The sequence below is a fragment of the Aeromonas sp. MR16 genome, assembly GCF_022549315.1.
Taxonomy (GTDB): domain Bacteria; phylum Pseudomonadota; class Gammaproteobacteria; order Enterobacterales; family Aeromonadaceae; genus Aeromonas; species Aeromonas aquatica.
This window is the reverse complement of record NZ_JAKZFK010000034.1, coordinates 25,783-42,137: the sequence shown is the minus strand read 5'-3', so window position 1 is coordinate 42,137 and position 16,355 is coordinate 25,783. Positions and strand designations below refer to the sequence as shown.

Genomic DNA, 16,355 nt, shown 5'->3' with positions numbered 1-16,355 from the left:
CCGCCTTGAGCAGGCTATCGGCACTGCCCTGATCCAGCGGCTGGTTGAGGGTGAAGACGTAGTGGCCTCTCTGATCAAGCGTGAGGGTGAAAACGTTCTGACCGTTGACGGTGCCGCTGATGCTGTTACCGCTGATGCTGATAACGACCGGCTGGCCACCGCTGGTGAGGCCCTGCAGGCCCGGCTGGCTGGCATCGAAGCTGATGTTGACCAGGGGATCCGTGCCGGTGGTGATGTTGAGATCCCCGCTGAGGCTCTGAGCGGCGCTCCAGTCGCTGTCTTCCACCAGATTCAAAGTGACCGCATCCACGCTCGGCAGGGCGCCGTCGGTGATGGCGATATTCAGGGTGCCGAGGTTGCTCTGGTCACCGTCGAAATCGGTGCCCTGCACCTGCAGGCCCAGGTTGACGCTGTTGCTGTCCAGCGGCTGATCCAGCACGCCGTCGAGCTGCAGATGGTATTTGCCGTCCAGGTCCAGGGTGACAGTCAAAATGACCTTGCCAGCGGCATCGAGCAGGGTGATCTGGTTGCCATTGACCTGATAACTAGTGGCTTTACCGCCGCTGGTGAGACCGTCGAGGCCGGGCTGGCTCGCCTCGAAGTTGAGGGACACCAGACGGTCGCTGCCCACATTGACCGGCAGTTGGCCATCCATTGTCTGACCCGATGCCCCTTCCTGCAGGCTGATGCCGCCGTCGATGCCAAGACTCGGGTCTGCCGCATCATTGATCACCACATTGGTGCTGCCATTGATCACCGAGCCGTCGCTGTCGGTCACCTGTACCGGCAGGCTCAGGTTGAGGTTGTCGCTCGCCCCGTGATCCAGGTTGGTGTGCACCGTCACCTGATAGTCCAGGGTCGCGTCGCTGTGAGCCTCGATGCGGCCCGGCACGTTCGGCAGGGTGACCATCAACACCAGGGTGCCGCTTTGGCTGATCGCCTGGAAGCTGTGGCCGTTGCTGCCCGGCACTTCCTGCCAGGTCAGAGTCTCACCGTTGTGGGTGATGGGGTTGCCGCTCGCATCCAATACTTGGCCGGAAAGGGTCAGCCGCACGTCCACCACGGGATCCGAGTCGGCGGTGATGGTCAGAGTGCCGGTGGCGTGTTGATCGTCGCCAGTCGCACCGCTGGCGGCGCCGTCGAAGCGCCCTTCTTTCAGGGTCACCCCGGTCAGGGTGATGGTCGGGTTGTTCCCCTCGCCGATGCTGACGTTGAGGGTGCCGCTGGTGCTGTCGTTGTTGCCCGCACCCTTGTCACTGTCGACGACATTGATCTTGAACGGCAGCTCTGTCGTGCTGCTGCCGTTGGCTTGGTGCACCCCTTCGAACAGGGTCACCTTGTAGTCGAAGCCGTTGTTGGCGGCGTTGTCGAGCTTGCCGCTGATTTCGACCTGCAGCACTTCAATGCGCTGGCCATTGACTTCCACATAGCCCTTGAGGATCTGGTTGCCCGGGATGCTGGCATCGCCGTCCACCAGTTCGTAGAGGACTGTCTGACCGAGCGCGGTCAGGGCTGGCTGCTCCGCGATATCGGCAAACGACACTTCGCTCACCCGATCCGAGCCAGCGTCCACGCTGAAGTGACCGGTGCCGCTCAGGGGGCTGCTGCCATCGAGGTTGCCCTCATCCAGGCTCACCCCGCTGCCCGCCACGAAGCCCGGCGCGTTGCCATCCTTGATGACCAGCGGCAAGTCGGTGGAAACACTGTCCCCGTCCTTGTCGGTCAGGGTCACGGTGAGCGGCAGATCCAGGGACTCGTTGCCCTGATGATCCAGTTCGCCACTCAGAGTCACCTTGGCCGTGACGCTCCAGTTACCGTTGTTATCCACCAGGCTCAGCTCGGCGCGCAGCACGGTGCGGCCGTCGGCGCTGGTGCCCACCAGGGAGCCGTCAGCGTCCAGGGTGAAGGTAACAGGGCTGCCGTGGCTGCTGTATTTGCCGTCCAGACTCTGCTGGATGGCGCCGATATCGAACTTCAAACTGGTCGCATCGAGGGCATCGGAGCCGTGACTCACGGTGAAGCTCATGTGGCTGACCACATCCTTGGCCCCCTGATTGGCCTCGGTCATCTCGGTGCCGGTCACGGCGCTGATCACCGGGTTGGCTCCATCGCCGACAGACACGCTCAGGGAAGAGGAGACCTTGTCGCCGTCGCTGTCGGTGAGGGTGAAGCCCGCCTTGAGCAGGCTATCGGCACTGCCCTGATCCAGCGGCTGGTTGAGGGTGAAGACGTAGTGGCCTCTCTGATCAAGCGTGAGGGTGAAAACGTTCTGACCGTTGACGGTGCCGCTGATGCTGTTGCCACTGACGCTGATCACGACCGGCTGGCCACCGCTGGTGAGGCCCTGCAGGCCCGGCTGGCTGGCATCGAAGCTGATGTTGACCAGGGGATCCGTGCCGGCGGTGATGTTGAGATCGCCGGAGAGGCTCTGAGCGGCGCTCCAGTCGCTGTCTTCCACCAGATTCAAAGTGACCGCATCCACGCTCGGCAGGGCGCCGTCGGTGATGGCGATATTCAGGGTGCCGAGGTTGCTCTGGTCCCCATCAAAATCGGTGCCCTGCACCTGCAGGCCCAGGTTGACGCTGTTGCTGTCCAGCGGCTGATCCAGCACGCCGTCGAGCTGCAGATGGTACTTGCCGTCCAGGTCCAGAGTAACAGTCAAAATGACCTTGCCAGCGGCATCGAGCAGGGTGATCTGGTTGCCATTGACCTGATAACTAGTGGCTTTACCGCCGCTGGTGAGACCGTCGAGGCCGGGCTGGCTCGCCTCGAAGTTGAGGGACACCAGACGGTCGCTGCCCACATTGACCGGCAGTTGGCCATCCATTGTCTGGCCCGATGCCCCTTCCTGCAGGCTGATGCCGCCGTCGATGCCGAGGCTGGGATCCGTGCCGTCGTTGATGGAGACCACCAGATCGGCGCGGGTCTCATCACCGTCGATCTCCTTGGCCGAGACGGTGAGCCCGAGCGAGAGCTCATCGCTGCCCTGATGATCCAGGGGCCCATTGAGGGAGAGGGTCACGGTGCCGTCAATGTCGCTGCCAGACTGGTTCGCACTCAGCTCGGCCTTGATCACCTCGACTCGATTGCCCTTGTCATCGAGGTAATAACCGCTGAGCAGACGGTCGCCGCTGAACTCGAAGCTCAGCACATGGCCGTCGCTGCTGAGCCCGCTGCCGTTAAGGCGGGCCAGGGTATTGGCCTGATCTGCGAAGACGACGGAGTCCGCCAGCAGGGGATCGGCCTGGTGGCCTACCACGAAGTGGCTCTGGCCCACTACGGCCCCGGCATCGGCAAAGGCATCCTCGGTGAGGGTGATGGGGGTCAGCGTAAAATCGGGGGGCGTGCTGTCCACCAGATTGACGTTGAGGCTGGCGTGGACCAGATCCCCGTCGCTGTCGCGATACTCCAGCGAGAACGGCAGGCTCAGGCTGTCCTGGTCGTGATCCAGGCTCTGGTTCCAGACGATGCGATAGCTGCCGTCATTGGAGAGCGTCAGGGTGAAAACGGTGATCCCGCCTGCGCTGGCGGTGAGGGTTTGACCGCTTATCTGGTAGGAGAGCGCCGTGCCCTGGCTGCTGAGACCGAGCTGCTCGAGGGCACTCTGATCGGCGGCGAAGCTCACCTGCAGGCTGCCATCCATGCCGGCGCCGGTATGCAGGGAACCGGCGGCACTCACCGGGCCCTTGGCCAGATCCGCCTCGGACAAGGTCAGCACATCGCTCTGGCCGATGAGGGGCGCCCCGTCGACCACCCGGTTACCCGCCAGATCCGTCACCTCGGCGCGCACCTCGTAGGGGCCCTGGATGGTCGACAAATCGAGATTATCAAGCTGCCAGCGACCGTCGCTGCCCACCAGGGCGGTGCCGCTGTAGAGGGTCTGGCCATTCTGGCCGATGAGGGTGACGGTGACGCTCTGGCCCGCCTCGACCTGAGTCGTGGTGCCGCTCAGGGTGGCGTTGTCGTGGCCCAGGATGTTCTGGGTGTCGAGATCGTCGATGTCGATGCTGGCCTGGGTATCGACGGTGACGGTCAGGGTGTCGCTGGCGCTGTTGCCGGCGATGTCGACGGAGTCGACGCGAAAATCATAGGCCCCGTCGGCCATGTCGTTCGGGATCTGATATTGCCAGTTGCCATTGCCATCGACGGTGAGCACGGTCATAACCTTGCCACCGAGACTCAGGGTGACGGTGGCGCCGGGCTCCCCCTTGCCTTGCAGCAGCGGGGTGGTGTCGCGAGTCAGATCGTCCCCCTGGCTGGCGCCGGTGTCGCTTTCATCAGCCAGGTCGAGCGTGATGGTGGTGATGGTGTCGAGCAGGGTCTGACCGAGATCGCTGGCCCTGTTGCCGGCAGCATCCTGGGTATCGGCCTGGATCGTCAGGGGGCCATCCACCAGCTTGCCGGTGACATCGCCGAAATTGGCCTCCCAGACGAAGCCGGGCAGCACCACAGTGGTGGTGGTGAGGCGGTTGCCGTCCTGATCGGTCAGGGTGACGGTCACCGTCTGGCCGACTTCCACATCTTGCACAGTGCCACGAATAATGACCCCGGCCGCCTCATCGGCGTTGATGATGTTGTCGAGGGTCTGGGGCTCGGTGATGGTGATATAGGCCTGCTGATCCTGATCTTCGACATAGGGCTCGTCATTGCCCTGAAGAGAAACCTGGTGGTTGGTGTCAAAGCCCGCCTCCACCACGGTGAAGTCGTTGTTGAGATCCACCACCACGAAGCCACCGGCGCTGGAGCCGACCACACCGCCCCCCGTGGCGGCTGCCGCGTTACCGGCCGCGGTCTCCTCAAACAGCTCGGTCGGGTCGGCGCCCTGGCGGATGGCCTCCTGCAGGCTGGCCAGCTCGGGATCGAGCTGCTGGGGATCCGGCTGCAACTGAGCCAGCTCGAGCCTATCTGAGGTGTTGGCTTCAGCGGCCGGATCGGCCAACTCGAATCGCCCATCGGATTCGGCGAGCAGACGTTCGCCAGGCTGCAGCTGCATGCCCACCGCCGCACGGTGCAAGGTGCCGTCGGCATCCATGACAAACACGACCCCCTCCAATTGGGTAATCAGGGTCGGTTTTTCGATTCGCAGCTCAGCCATATTTCCTCCAACGCATAAACACTGACTCCCCTGCATATGAAGGGACGGGGAAGTCACAGTGACAGGTGGTCATTTTACCGTCTCGGCCGGCATATATCCCTTCGACATTTTCGAAAATATCGAAAGAAAATACGGCCAAACGTCCTACTTAATGCAAGAAAACGTTATCCCATGGGGATATCTGCATTATTTCCGCTCATTTCTCTTTGGACGTCACCCGGCATGTGTCTCTTGGCACCCATTTATACGACAGCTTCTGACTGCCTGCCCGGTCTGGCCTGAGTGCCGATCATTTCACCGTGAACCTCTCAGGGTAGGCGCCGTATCGATAAAAGTGAATTTCCATTCGTTCATTCACCACAGTTTCCCATGCCGGCAATGCCCTCTCATCTCTCTCACTCCAGGGAATGGAGCCCCTTCCCCCGCCTGTCTTCCCGCCGGTATGGCCCTTATCCGGCAGTGGTCATTCGCACTAAGCTCCCAATAGCATTCAATAATTAAAGCTGGATCTCACTTTTCACATGTGGATCCGCTGGCAATTGATCTAGCGCAATCCCCGTCGCGATAAATAATTATCCGTTTTACCTATTTGGTAATATCTCCCTGAGCAATCGCATAAAAAGCATTCTTTATGCACCAATAAAAATTAATCGGCCTGCCATGCCCGTCGACGACGGGCACTGATATCCACGCACCAAGATGGAAGGATCAGGCCCCGCAAGGACATTTATCTGGGAGTGATGATCGTGGGTTCACACAACAAACCATCCAGGCTGGGCTTCGCTGCCCTGCTATTGACGGCCCTGCTGGGCAGCAGTTGGGCAATGGCCGATGAGGCCACCCCCAAGGGCAAGTTCGAGGCGCGCAACGAGCTGTTCGCCAAGGATCACGTCGATCAGTTCGACAGCTGGAAATCGACCAGCGAGAGCAAGGAACGCACCGACGCCCTGGCGGAAGATCCGCAGATGGTGGTGCTCTGGGCCGGCTACCCCTTCTCCAAGGATTACAACAAGCCGCGCGGCCACTTCTACGCCCTGACCGACGTGCGGGAAACCCTGCGCACCGGCGCCCCCAAGACCGCCGAGGATGGCCCCCTGCCCATGGCCTGCTGGAGCTGCAAGGGCCCGGACGTGGCCCGCGTCATCGACGAGAAGGGCGAGGATGGCTACTTCAAGGGGATGTGGGCCAAGGGTGGCCCGGAGATCGTCAACACCATCGGCTGCGCCGACTGCCATGATACCGCCTCCAAGGAGTTCAAGGAGGGCAAACCCGCCCTGCAGCTCTCCCGCCCCTATGCGGACAGAGCCATGAACGCCATCCACAAGCCGTTCAAGGAGCAGGGTCGTTTCGATCAGCAATCCCAGGTCTGCGGCCAGTGCCACGTGGAGTACTACTTCAACGGCCCCACCAAGGCGGTGAAATTCCCCTGGGACAAGGGCACCACGGTTGAGCAGATGGAAGAGTACTACGACGAAGTTGGCTTCGCCGACTGGACCCACGCCCTCTCCAAAGCCCCCATGCTCAAGGCCCAGCACCCGGAATACGAGACCTGGCGCGCCGGCATTCACGGTCAGAACAACGTCGCCTGCGTCGACTGTCACATGCCCAAGGTGCAGAACGAACAGGGCAAGGTCTACACGGATCACAAGGTCGGCAACCCCTTCGATCGCTTCGAGCAAACCTGCCGCAACTGCCACACCCAGAGCAAGGAGATGCTGCAAGACGTCGTCCACCAGCGCAAGGTGGCGATCACCGAGATCAAGCTCAAGGTCGAGAAGCAACTGGTGCACGCCCACTTCGAGGCCAAGGCGGCCTGGGATGCCGGCGCCACCGAGGCAGAGATGAAGGACATCCTGCAAGACATCCGCCACGCCCAATGGCGTTGGGACTTCTCCATCGCCTCCCACGGGGTGCAGGCCCATGCCCCGGAAGTGGCATTGAGGATGCTGGGCAGCGCCCTGGACAAGGCGGCCGACGCCCGCACCAAGCTGGCTCGCCTGCTGGCCGCCAAGGGGATCAGCCACGAGATCGCCATTCCTGACATCTCCAGCAAGGAGAAGGCTCAGGCCGCGCTTGGCATGGACATGAAGCAGATGAACAGCGACAAGGCCCAGTTCCTCAAGACCACTGTCCCCGCCTGGGAAGCCGAGGCCAAAGCGGCCGGACGGCTCGCACAATGACGAGGCCGGCGGGCCCGCATCATCGGGCCCGCCGCCGAATGGAGGCTTCCTATGGGTGATTTAACGATGGATTTCTTACGACTGATGCTGATGGCAGCCATGCTGCTGACCAGCGTGCAGGGCCAGGCCGCGGATCAGACTGCCGCACCGACCGCCATGCCCGCCCCCCACCAGGTTGAGTTCTTGCGCAGCGCCGACAAGGCCTGTACCGACTGCCACAAGGAGCAGAAAGAGGGCATGCACGGCCAGCATGCCAAGGCGACCAATCCCAACAACCTGGCCCCGGTGACCTGCACCAACTGTCACGGCCAGCCCTCCCTCCAGCACCGGGAAGGGGTCAAGGATGTGATGCGCTTTAGCGATAGCTTCAACCAGCCGCAAGGCAAGGATGGCTATCCCATCGCCGAGCAAAACAGCGTCTGCATGAGCTGCCATGAGCCCAAACCCCTGCGCGAGGCGCTCTGGGCCCACGACGTGCACATGAGCAAGCTCAGTTGCACCAGCTGCCACCAGCTGCACCCGGCCAAGGAGCCCATGGTGGGGATCCCGGCAACATCCCGCATCAAGCTGTGCGTCGACTGTCACAGCAAGCAGCACGAGGCCATCAAGGCCAAGACCGCCGCCAAGGTGGATGCCGCCCAGGACAAGGAGGCGCCATGAGCTGCTCTCGCCGTCAATTTATGGCCGGCATGGGAGCGGGCGCCCTCATCATGATGACGGGCCCCGCTCGCGCTGGCACCGCCGCCCTCGTCCACAGTCAGCGCATCGACGGGGTACGCTACGGCATGCTGCACGACGAGACCGCCTGTATCGGCTGTACCGCCTGCATGGATGCCTGCCGCGAGACCAACAAGGTGCCGGAGGGGGTCTCGCGCCTCCAGATCCTCCGCTCCGGCCCCGAGGGCGAGTATCCCAATCAGGAGTACCGCTTCTTTCGCAAGTCCTGCCAGCATTGCGACAACGCCCCCTGCGTCCACGTCTGCCCGACCGGGGCCTCCCATCGCCGTGCCGAGGATGGCATCGTCGATGTGAACCCGGATCTCTGCGTCGGTTGCATGTACTGCCTCGCCGCCTGCCCCTACCGGGTGCGTTTCATCAACCCGGTCACCAGGGTGGCGGACAAGTGCGACTTCTGCCGCCAGACCAACCTGGCCCAGGGCAAACAACCCGCCTGTGTCGAGGCCTGCCCCACCAAGGCGCTGGTATTTGGCAATCTGGATGATCCCCAGAGCGCCCTCAGCCAGCGGATCGCAAAGGAAGAAACCTATCGCTTCAAGGAGGCGCTCGGCACTTCGCCCAAGATGTACCGCATCGCCAAAGGGGAGAAGTCATGATCTGGCATAACGCGTTTCACCGTGAGTCACGGACACCAGAGGGAGAGATCTGATGTGGCATGATGCTTTTCACTTCGAATCCCTGGTGTGGGATGGCCCCATCGCCATCTACCTGTTCCTGCTCGGCATCTCCGCCGGCTCCTGCACCCTGTCGGTGTTGCTGCGCCTGCGCAAGGGGGCCGGCAGCGAGAGCGGCATCATCAAGGCGACCGCCATCCTGGCGCCGCTCAGCGTGATCCTCGGTCTGATGTTGCTCATCCACCACCTGGCCCGTCCCTGGACCTTCTGGAAGCTGATGTTCCACTACCAGTTCGACTCCGTAATGTCGATGGGGGTCATGCTGTTCCAGGTCTATATGGCGGTACTGTTCGCCTGGCTAGGGGTGGTGTTTAGAGCCGAGATCGAGGGGGTGCGCCGCAAGCTGCTTGGCGACAAGCTGGCCTTCGTCGATGGCCTGATCGCTCTCGTCGGCCGTTTCGAGCGGCTGCTCGCCCCGGTCCTGTTAGTGCTGGCGGCGCTGCTCGGTGCCTACACCGGCTTCCTGCTGTCCGCCTTGATAAGCTACCCCATGCTGCACAACCCGGTGCTGCCGGTGCTGTTCCTCATCTCGGGAGTGAGCTCGGGGGTGGCCTCCACCACCTTGCTGGCGGTCACCCTGTTCAAGGAGGACGGCCACAGCCAGGGGGTGAGCTTCGTGCACCGTTTCGAGCGCCCCGTGGTGACGCTGGAGCTGTTGCTGCTGGCCAGCTTCTTCGGCGTGCTCTACGCCGCAGGTGGTCAGAGCGAGGTGGCGATGCAGGCGGCGATCGGCGGTGGCTTCTGGTCCAACGTCTTCTGGTTCGGGGTGATCGGGGTCGGCATACTGCTGCCCCAGTTGCTGAGCCTCGTTGCCGGCAAGGAGAAGGCCCATCGGCCCTCCCACCTGGTGCTGCTGTGCAGCCTGAGCCTGCTGGGGATCCTGATGCTGCGCTACTTCATCCTCTACGCCGGACAGATGACGCTGGTATGAGCGCTTGATCACAAACGCCAGTCGCCCCGGGCGGCTGGCGTTTGTCTGTTATGGGATCCTGGGATCTTCTGGTTATGCCCCAACGCCAGCCTGAGGCGGACGCTGCGGCATGACATGAACGAATGATTGGGACTGGAGGTTGTGTGCTGGCTGAACTCGGCTATCTCTCACTGTTGCTGGCGACCCTGCTCGCCCTGGTGCAAGGCAGCCTGCCCTGGCTGGGCCTCAAGCTCGCCTCGCGCCCGTTGATCGACAGCGCCCGCCCCCTTGCCCTGCTGACCGCCGCCCTGCTCGGGGCCGCGCTGGTGCTGCTCGCAATCTGTTTTGCCCGGGATGACTTCACCCTGGTGTACGTGGCCCAGCACGCCAACAGCGCCCTGCCCCTTGGCTTCAAACTCGCGGCCGTCTGGGGGGGCCACGAGGGCTCCATGCTGTTCTTCGTGTTCGCGCTGGCCCTCTGGGGGGCGCTGGTCGCGCTCTGCTCCAGGCGGGTCGATCCGCTGATCCTGGTCCGGGTACTCGCCATCATGGGACTGATCGTGGGGTTGTTTGGCCTCTACACCCTCGCCTTCTCCAGCCCCTACGATCGCGCCTTCCCTGGGCCGCTGGAGGGGCGCGATCTCAACCCCATGCTGCAGGATATCGGCCTCATCATCCACCCACCGCTGCTCTATCTCGGCTACGTGGGCTTCGCGGTCAACTTCGCCTTCGCCATGGCGGCGCTGCATTCGGGCAGGCTGGACGGCGCCGTGGCGCACTGGAGCCGCCCTTGGGCACTGGGCTCCTGGGTGTTTCTCACCGCCGGCATCCTGCTCGGCTCCTGGTGGGCCTATTACGAACTGGGCTGGGGCGGCTGGTGGTTCTGGGATCCGGTGGAAAATGCCTCCCTGCTGCCCTGGCTGCTGGGCACTGCCCTGCTGCACGCCCTTGTCGTCTGCGAGAAGCGTGGCGCTTACGGCCACGGCGTCTTGCTGCTCTCCATCTTCACCTTCGCCCTGAGCCTGCTCGGCACCTTCGTGGTGCGCTCCGGGGTGCTCACCTCGGTCCACGCCTTCGCGGTAGATCCCAACCGCGGCCTGACCCTGTTGCTGCTGCTCGGCCTGCTGCTGACTACGGCATTGACCCTGTTCGCACTGCGGGCCGACACCCGCGCCCCTTACGCTCGCTTCGGTTTCTGGTCAAAGGAGGGGTTGCTCGGTGCCGCCATCCTGCTGCTCTGCGTGGCCTGTGCCAGCGTGCTGCTGGGCACCTTCTACCCCATGGTGTTTCAGTCGTTGCATCTGGGATCCCTCTCGGTCGGCGCCCCCTACTTCAACGCCATCTTCGTACCGCTGGCCCTGATGCTGATGGCCCTGATGACCCAGATCCCGCGCCTGCGCTGGCAACAGCTGGCCACCGTCTCCCGCCTCCGCGCCCTGCTGCCACCGCTCTTCGGCTTGCTGGGAGGCAGCCTGCTCAACCTCACCTATCGCGAGCAGGGCAGCCTCGGCTGGAGCGGCATCCTCGCCAATATGATCGGCCTCTGGCTGATGGCGAGCCTGTTGTTCAACTTCCCGCTGAAAACCCGGTGGCGAGATGTGAGCCGGATAGGCAGCCTGCTGGCCCACCTCGGGGTCGCGGTCTGCGCCCTCGGGATCAATCAGGTGAGCCACCATAGCCAGGAGGGTGGCACAGTGCTCAGCGCAGGCAATCCCTACCGACTCGGTGCTTACGAGTTTCGCTACGAGGGGAGCGAGCCCCTGCTCGGCCCCAACTACACCGCCGAGCGCATCACCTTGAGTGTGCATAAGGAAGGCAAAGAGGTCGCGAGGCTGATGCCGGAGCGGCGCCACTACAGTGTGCGCACCATGAACATGAACGAGCCCGGCATCGCCTGGGGGCTCTTTGGGGATCTCTATGTGGTGCTGGGGGAGAAGATGGGGCCTGATGCCTATGCCATGCGACTGCACCACAAACCGCTGGTGCGCTGGATCTGGTTCGGCGGCCTCTTGATGACCGCCGGTGGCGCGCTGCGCCTGCTGGGGCGACGCCCGTTGCTGGCGGCGCACCAGCAGCCCTGTGCACATCAGACTCTCCCCTTGCAACCCAGGGAGGCGCCATGAGTGCTCGCCTGCGTCTCTTTATCCCCCTTGGGATAACCCTGTGCCTCGGCCTCCTGCTCTGGCTGGGGCTCGGCAACAACCCCTACAGCCAGGACGATGCCACCCTGGGCCGCAATCTGCCGAGCTGGCAGAGCCAGGATCTGTTCAGCGACCGGCTCATCCACACCGACAACCTCAAGGGGACACCCTTCGTGCTCAACGTCTGGGCCAGCTGGTGCCCGGCCTGCCGCGCCGAGCACCCCTTGCTCAGCGAGCTGGCCGGCACTGTGGCCCTCTATGGCCTCAACTACCGGGACAAGGCTGAGGCGGCCCGCAGCTGGCTGCGCGAGGCGGGCAACCCCTATCAAGCCGTGCTGGCGGATCCGGACGGCAAGCTGGCACTGGAGCTCGGCGTCTATGGCACGCCGGAGACCTATCTGTTCGGCGCCGACGGCACCCTGATCGCTCGCCACACCGGCGAGCTGACCCGGGATATCTGGCAGCGCCAGTTTGTGCCCCTGCTCGCCGAGGCCCATGCCAAGGCTGCCAGCCAATCCCCATCGGGCAGGGCGGAGACCACCCCATGAGACGCCTCACTCTGCTCACCCCACTCCTCAACGCCCTGCTGCTGGCGATAAGCCTCGGGGCCCTCGCCAGCGGTGTCGACATCTACCAGTTTCGCCACCCAGAACTCCAAACGCGCGCTCAGGAGCTGGCCCGTGCCCTGCGCTGCCCCCAGTGCCAGAACCAGAACCTGGTGGAGTCCAACTCCCCCATAGCACGGGATCTGCGCCTCGAGGTCTACCGCTGGGTGGACGAGGGGCAGAGCGACGAGCAGGTGATCGCCCGAATGACGGAGCGCTTCGGCGATTTCGTCCGCTACGATCCCCCCCTCAAGGCCAGCACCCTGCTGCTCTGGGGAGGGCCACTGCTGCTGACGCTGTTGGCACTGATTCGCCTGCGCCGCAGTCTGCGGCAGAAGGTGCGAGCTCCCCTTGTCGGATATCAACCTCAGGGCGCACAGCCCGAGGATCCCAGATCCGAGTTGAACCGGCGGATCCTGGCCGAGCAGCAGGTGGGGCTGACCCCTCACTCGCGCCTCTATCGGGAGCTGGAGCAGGCAAGGCTCGCCACTACCACGCCGCTGGCGGAGCAACAGTTGCGCGCCAGGGTGATGGCCGCCAGCCCCGGCATCCGCCCCCTGCCCTGGCTGTTGCTCGGAGTGTTGTTGCTGGGATCGGTCGCACTCTTCTACACCAGCACCGGCCGCTATCAGGCCTGGCAGGGGTATCAGCAGCGCTCCGATCCCTTGGCGGGCCTGAGCCCCCGCGACTTGCAGGACAAGGAACTCGGCACCCTGCACCAGCGGCTGCAACGGGATCCCCAGGATCTCGAGGGTTGGGCCGATCTCGGTCAGCTTTATCTGTATCGGGACGAATACGAGAACGCCTGGCTGGCCTATCAGCGGCTCGCCTTGCAAGAGGGTGGTGCCAGCGCCGCCACCCTGGCCGCCCAGGCCACGGTGCGCTACTACCAGGCGGGGCAGCGGCTCACCCCGGAGGCCAGCCGCCTGCTCGATGCCTCGCTCGCGCTAGACAGCGGCGAAGTGAGCGCCCTGATGTTGCTCGCCTCCGATCACTTCCTGCACGGCCGCTACAGCGAGGCCATCGCCCTGTGGCAACGGCTGCTCGATGAGGAACGCCCGCGCATCAACCGCGCCGCGCTTATTCAGGCCATTCAGACCGCTCGCATCATGGGGGGTTAATGCCGGTGGTGGCCGCCCAGGCACGCCACATCAAGACGCCGGATGCCTGGCTGTCGGGGAGCTTTGTCAGGGCAAGGGAGATGGGGAGTGACGAGGCAACAAAATACGTAAAAAAAAGAGTGGTAACGGATGGCCATAACCGGCATATAGTGCGCGTCCCTGACGGGGATGTTGACGCTTATTGGCCCCTTTGATGACCTGGTTCTGACCGAATAAGGGCGCGATATAGCCGCCGATGCGGTGATTTCAAGGATCACCGTCCCATTAAAATAAAAAATTGGAACTTTTAGCATTGTGAAGCGTCAATTCCCGTCATATAACTTAGCCAAATGCCCCTCTGAGTCGTAGTAGAGCCAAATCATGAACATTCGTCCTTTTCTTCCCTTGCTGTTCGGCGCCTTGCTCCTTCCCGCCAGCATGGAAAGCGCCCATGCCAACCCGTTTTCTGCGACATCCACCTCCTCCAGCCGTCTGCTCGAGCAACGAACCAATCTCTCCCTGAGATCCGATGCCTTCGTGGTCGCCAACTCCCGCACCGGTGAGATCCTGGCCGAACGCAACGCCAACCGGGTGATGCCCATTGCCTCCATCACCAAGTTGATGACGGCACTGGTGGTGCTGGATGGCAATCAGCGGCTCGCCGAGACCATCACAGTCACCATGGACGATGTGGACAGGATCAAGGGCACCGGCTCCCGCCTGGCCATAGGCTCTCGCCTGAGCCGTGCCGACATGCTGCACATCGCCCTGATGTCGTCGGAAAACCGCGCAGCCTCAGCCCTGGCGCGCAACTACCCCGGTGGCCGGCGCGCCTTCGTCGAGGCGATGAATGCCAAGGCCCGCATGCTCGGCATGTGGAGCACCCATTTTGCCGACAGCACCGGGCTCAACCCGCGCAACGTCGCCACCGCCCACGATCTGGCCAAGCTGGCGGCAACGGCCTCCACCTACCCGCTGATCCGTCAGTACACCTCGACCGAACACAGACTGGTGCGCAACGGCAAGCGCCAGATGCAATATCACAACTCCAACCGCATAGTGCGGGAAGGCAGCTGGCCCATTCTGGTCTCCAAGACCGGCTATATCCGCGAGGCGGGACGCTGCCTGGTGATGGGCACCACCGTCAGCAATGAGCCCGTGATCATGGTGCTGCTCCATGCCAACACCACGGACGAGCGGGTCGCCGACGCCAAGCGGATCAAGACCTGGCTGGAGACCTCTGGCCGGGCGACCCTGACCGCCCAGTCCACGCCCCCCGCCAAGCTGTTCTCGGCGCAATAACCCTATCCGCCCGATCTTGAACCGCAGGCCACTCGCCTGCGGTTTTTGTTGTCTCCTCGCCGCGTTCGCCCTCATATCTGCCCGCCTGACAGCCTGGCTGTCTTTCATCGCCCCCTCATCTCGTCGTCTTTTTTGGCAGCAACAAACATCACAAACCCATCGTTCAACATGATAAAAACACTGGTTATATATGTTAATGCAGTGATAAATCACATTTCACGGCGACAGGATTTGCCGATCTCACTGCCGATGATACCGTGATGGCCAATCTCCCCCGGCAACGGGACCGGGGGCAATTCACTCCAGGTGCAACAACAAGGATGATGGAATGAAGATTGTCGTATTGGGAGGGGGCGTGATCGGGGTCACCAGCGCCTGGTATCTGGCCAAGGCGGGTCATCAGGTGACCCTGCTGGAGCGACAAGACGGGGTAGCGCTTGAAACCAGCCATGCCAATGCGGGGCAGATCTCCCCCGGCTATGCCTCCCCCTGGGCGGCCCCCGGCATTCCCCTCAAGGCGGCGAAATGGATGCTGCAGAAGCACGCCCCTTTTACGATAAGGCCCACCTCGGATCCCTTCCAGCTGCGCTGGATGCTGCAGATGTTTGCCAACTGCACCCCGGCGGCCTATGCCACCAACAAGGGGCGCATGGTGCGTCTGGCCGAATACAGCCGTGACTGCATGAAGGCACTGCGGGATGAGCTTGATCTGGATTACGAGGGGCGCCAACTCGGTACCCTGCAGCTGTTTCGAAGCGCGGCCCAGCGCGAGGCCAGCAAGCGGGACATCGCCGTGCTGGAGGAATACGGCGTCCCTCATCAGGCGCTGGATGCCGCCGGCTGTGAGGAGGCAGAGCCCGCGCTGGCACGGGTGCGTGGCAAGATCCTGGGGGGCCTTCGTCTGCCCGGCGACGAAACCGGCGACTGCTTCCGCTTCACCCAGGCACTGGCGGACGAAGCGAAGCGGCTCGGGGTGGAGTTTGTATTCGATTGCGCCATCGACGAGGTCGAGCTGGCTGGGGGCCGCGCCGTGGCAGTGCGAGCCGGCGAGCGGCGCTGGCAGGCCGATGCCATCGTCTGTGCGCTCGGCAGCTATGGCACCGGCTTGCTGCGTCCCCTCGGCATCGCGCTACCCGTCTACCCGGTCAAGGGCTACTCCCTCACCCTGCCGATGACCAATCCCGAGGCCGCGCCGCTCAGCACAGTGCTGGATGAAACCTACAAGGTCGCCATCACCCGTTTCGACGAGCGGATCCGGGTCGGTGGCATGGCCGAGCTCAGCGGCTTCAACCTGGCGCTCAACCCCAGGCGCCACGACACCCTGGCCATGGTGGTCGGGGATCTCTTCCCCGCTGGCGGCGATCTCTCCCGCGCCGAGTTCTGGACCGGGCTGCGCCCCATGACGCCGGACGGCACCCCGCTGGTGGGTCCAAGCCCCCTCCCCGGCCTCTGGCTCAACACCGGCCACGGCACCCTGGGCTGGACCATGGCGGCGGGCTCGGGCCAGTTGCTGGCGGATCTCATCAGCGGCAATCCGACCGCCATCAGTGACGAGGGGTTGACCCTGGCCCGCTACGGCTAGGCCGCTCGCCGCCACAAGGCAAAAACGA

Annotated in this window: 10 protein-coding genes; 9 read left to right on the top strand and 1 reads right to left on the bottom strand. The window is 63.4% G+C overall.

The features are described from left to right. A partial coding sequence (locus MM194_RS18805; RefSeq protein ID WP_241344448.1) for a retention module-containing protein occupies window positions 1–5,095 on the bottom strand: 5,095 nt, incomplete at its 3' end. 740 nt (window positions 5,096–5,835) lie between these two features. Here MM194_RS18805 and nrfA point away from each other — a divergent pair. The 9 genes from nrfA to MM194_RS18760 all read left to right on the top strand — a co-directional run bounded on the left by nrfA (window position 5,836) and on the right by MM194_RS18760 (window position 16,327). Beyond that, the gene (gene nrfA / locus MM194_RS18800) at window positions 5,836–7,275 is read left to right on the top strand and encodes an ammonia-forming nitrite reductase cytochrome c552 subunit (protein ID WP_241344449.1); all 1,440 of its coding nucleotides are present in this window, start codon (window positions 5,836–5,838) and stop codon (window positions 7,273–7,275) included. 51 nt (window positions 7,276–7,326) lie between these two features. Beyond that, window positions 7,327–7,935, top strand: a complete 609-nt coding sequence (nrfB, locus tag MM194_RS18795) for a cytochrome c nitrite reductase pentaheme subunit (protein WP_033131310.1) — start codon at window positions 7,327–7,329, stop codon at window positions 7,933–7,935. Further along, the gene (gene nrfC, locus MM194_RS18790) at window positions 7,932–8,609 is read left to right on the top strand and encodes a cytochrome c nitrite reductase Fe-S protein (protein ID WP_241344447.1); all 678 of its coding nucleotides are present in this window, start codon (window positions 7,932–7,934) and stop codon (window positions 8,607–8,609) included. The genes nrfB and nrfC overlap by 4 nt, the downstream gene beginning before the upstream one ends. Before the next feature lie 52 nt (window positions 8,610–8,661). Continuing rightward, window positions 8,662–9,618, top strand: a complete 957-nt coding sequence (gene nrfD / locus MM194_RS18785; RefSeq protein WP_241344446.1) for a cytochrome c nitrite reductase subunit NrfD — start codon at window positions 8,662–8,664, stop codon at window positions 9,616–9,618. A 143-nt stretch (window positions 9,619–9,761) separates the two neighbouring features. Beyond that, on the top strand, window positions 9,762–11,720 hold the full coding sequence (nrfE, locus tag MM194_RS18780) for a heme lyase NrfEFG subunit NrfE (protein WP_241344445.1): 1,959 nt from the start codon (window positions 9,762–9,764) through the stop codon (window positions 11,718–11,720). After that, the gene (locus tag MM194_RS18775; RefSeq protein WP_033132566.1) at window positions 11,717–12,286 is read left to right on the top strand and encodes a DsbE family thiol:disulfide interchange protein; all 570 of its coding nucleotides are present in this window, start codon (window positions 11,717–11,719) and stop codon (window positions 12,284–12,286) included. Before nrfE ends, MM194_RS18775 begins: the two co-directional genes overlap by 4 nt. After that, complete coding sequence (gene nrfF / locus MM194_RS18770) at window positions 12,283–13,464, top strand: heme lyase NrfEFG subunit NrfF (protein WP_241344444.1); 1,182 nt, start codon at window positions 12,283–12,285, stop codon at window positions 13,462–13,464. Before MM194_RS18775 ends, nrfF begins: the two co-directional genes overlap by 4 nt. A 360-nt stretch (window positions 13,465–13,824) precedes the next feature. After that, window positions 13,825–14,745, top strand: a complete 921-nt coding sequence (locus MM194_RS18765) for a serine hydrolase (protein WP_033132569.1) — start codon at window positions 13,825–13,827, stop codon at window positions 14,743–14,745. Window positions 14,746–15,040: 295 nt separating this feature from the next. After that, the gene (locus tag MM194_RS18760; protein WP_338010740.1) at window positions 15,041–16,327 is read left to right on the top strand and encodes a D-amino acid dehydrogenase; all 1,287 of its coding nucleotides are present in this window, start codon (window positions 15,041–15,043) and stop codon (window positions 16,325–16,327) included. The last annotated feature ends 28 nt before the right edge of the window (window positions 16,328–16,355 follow it).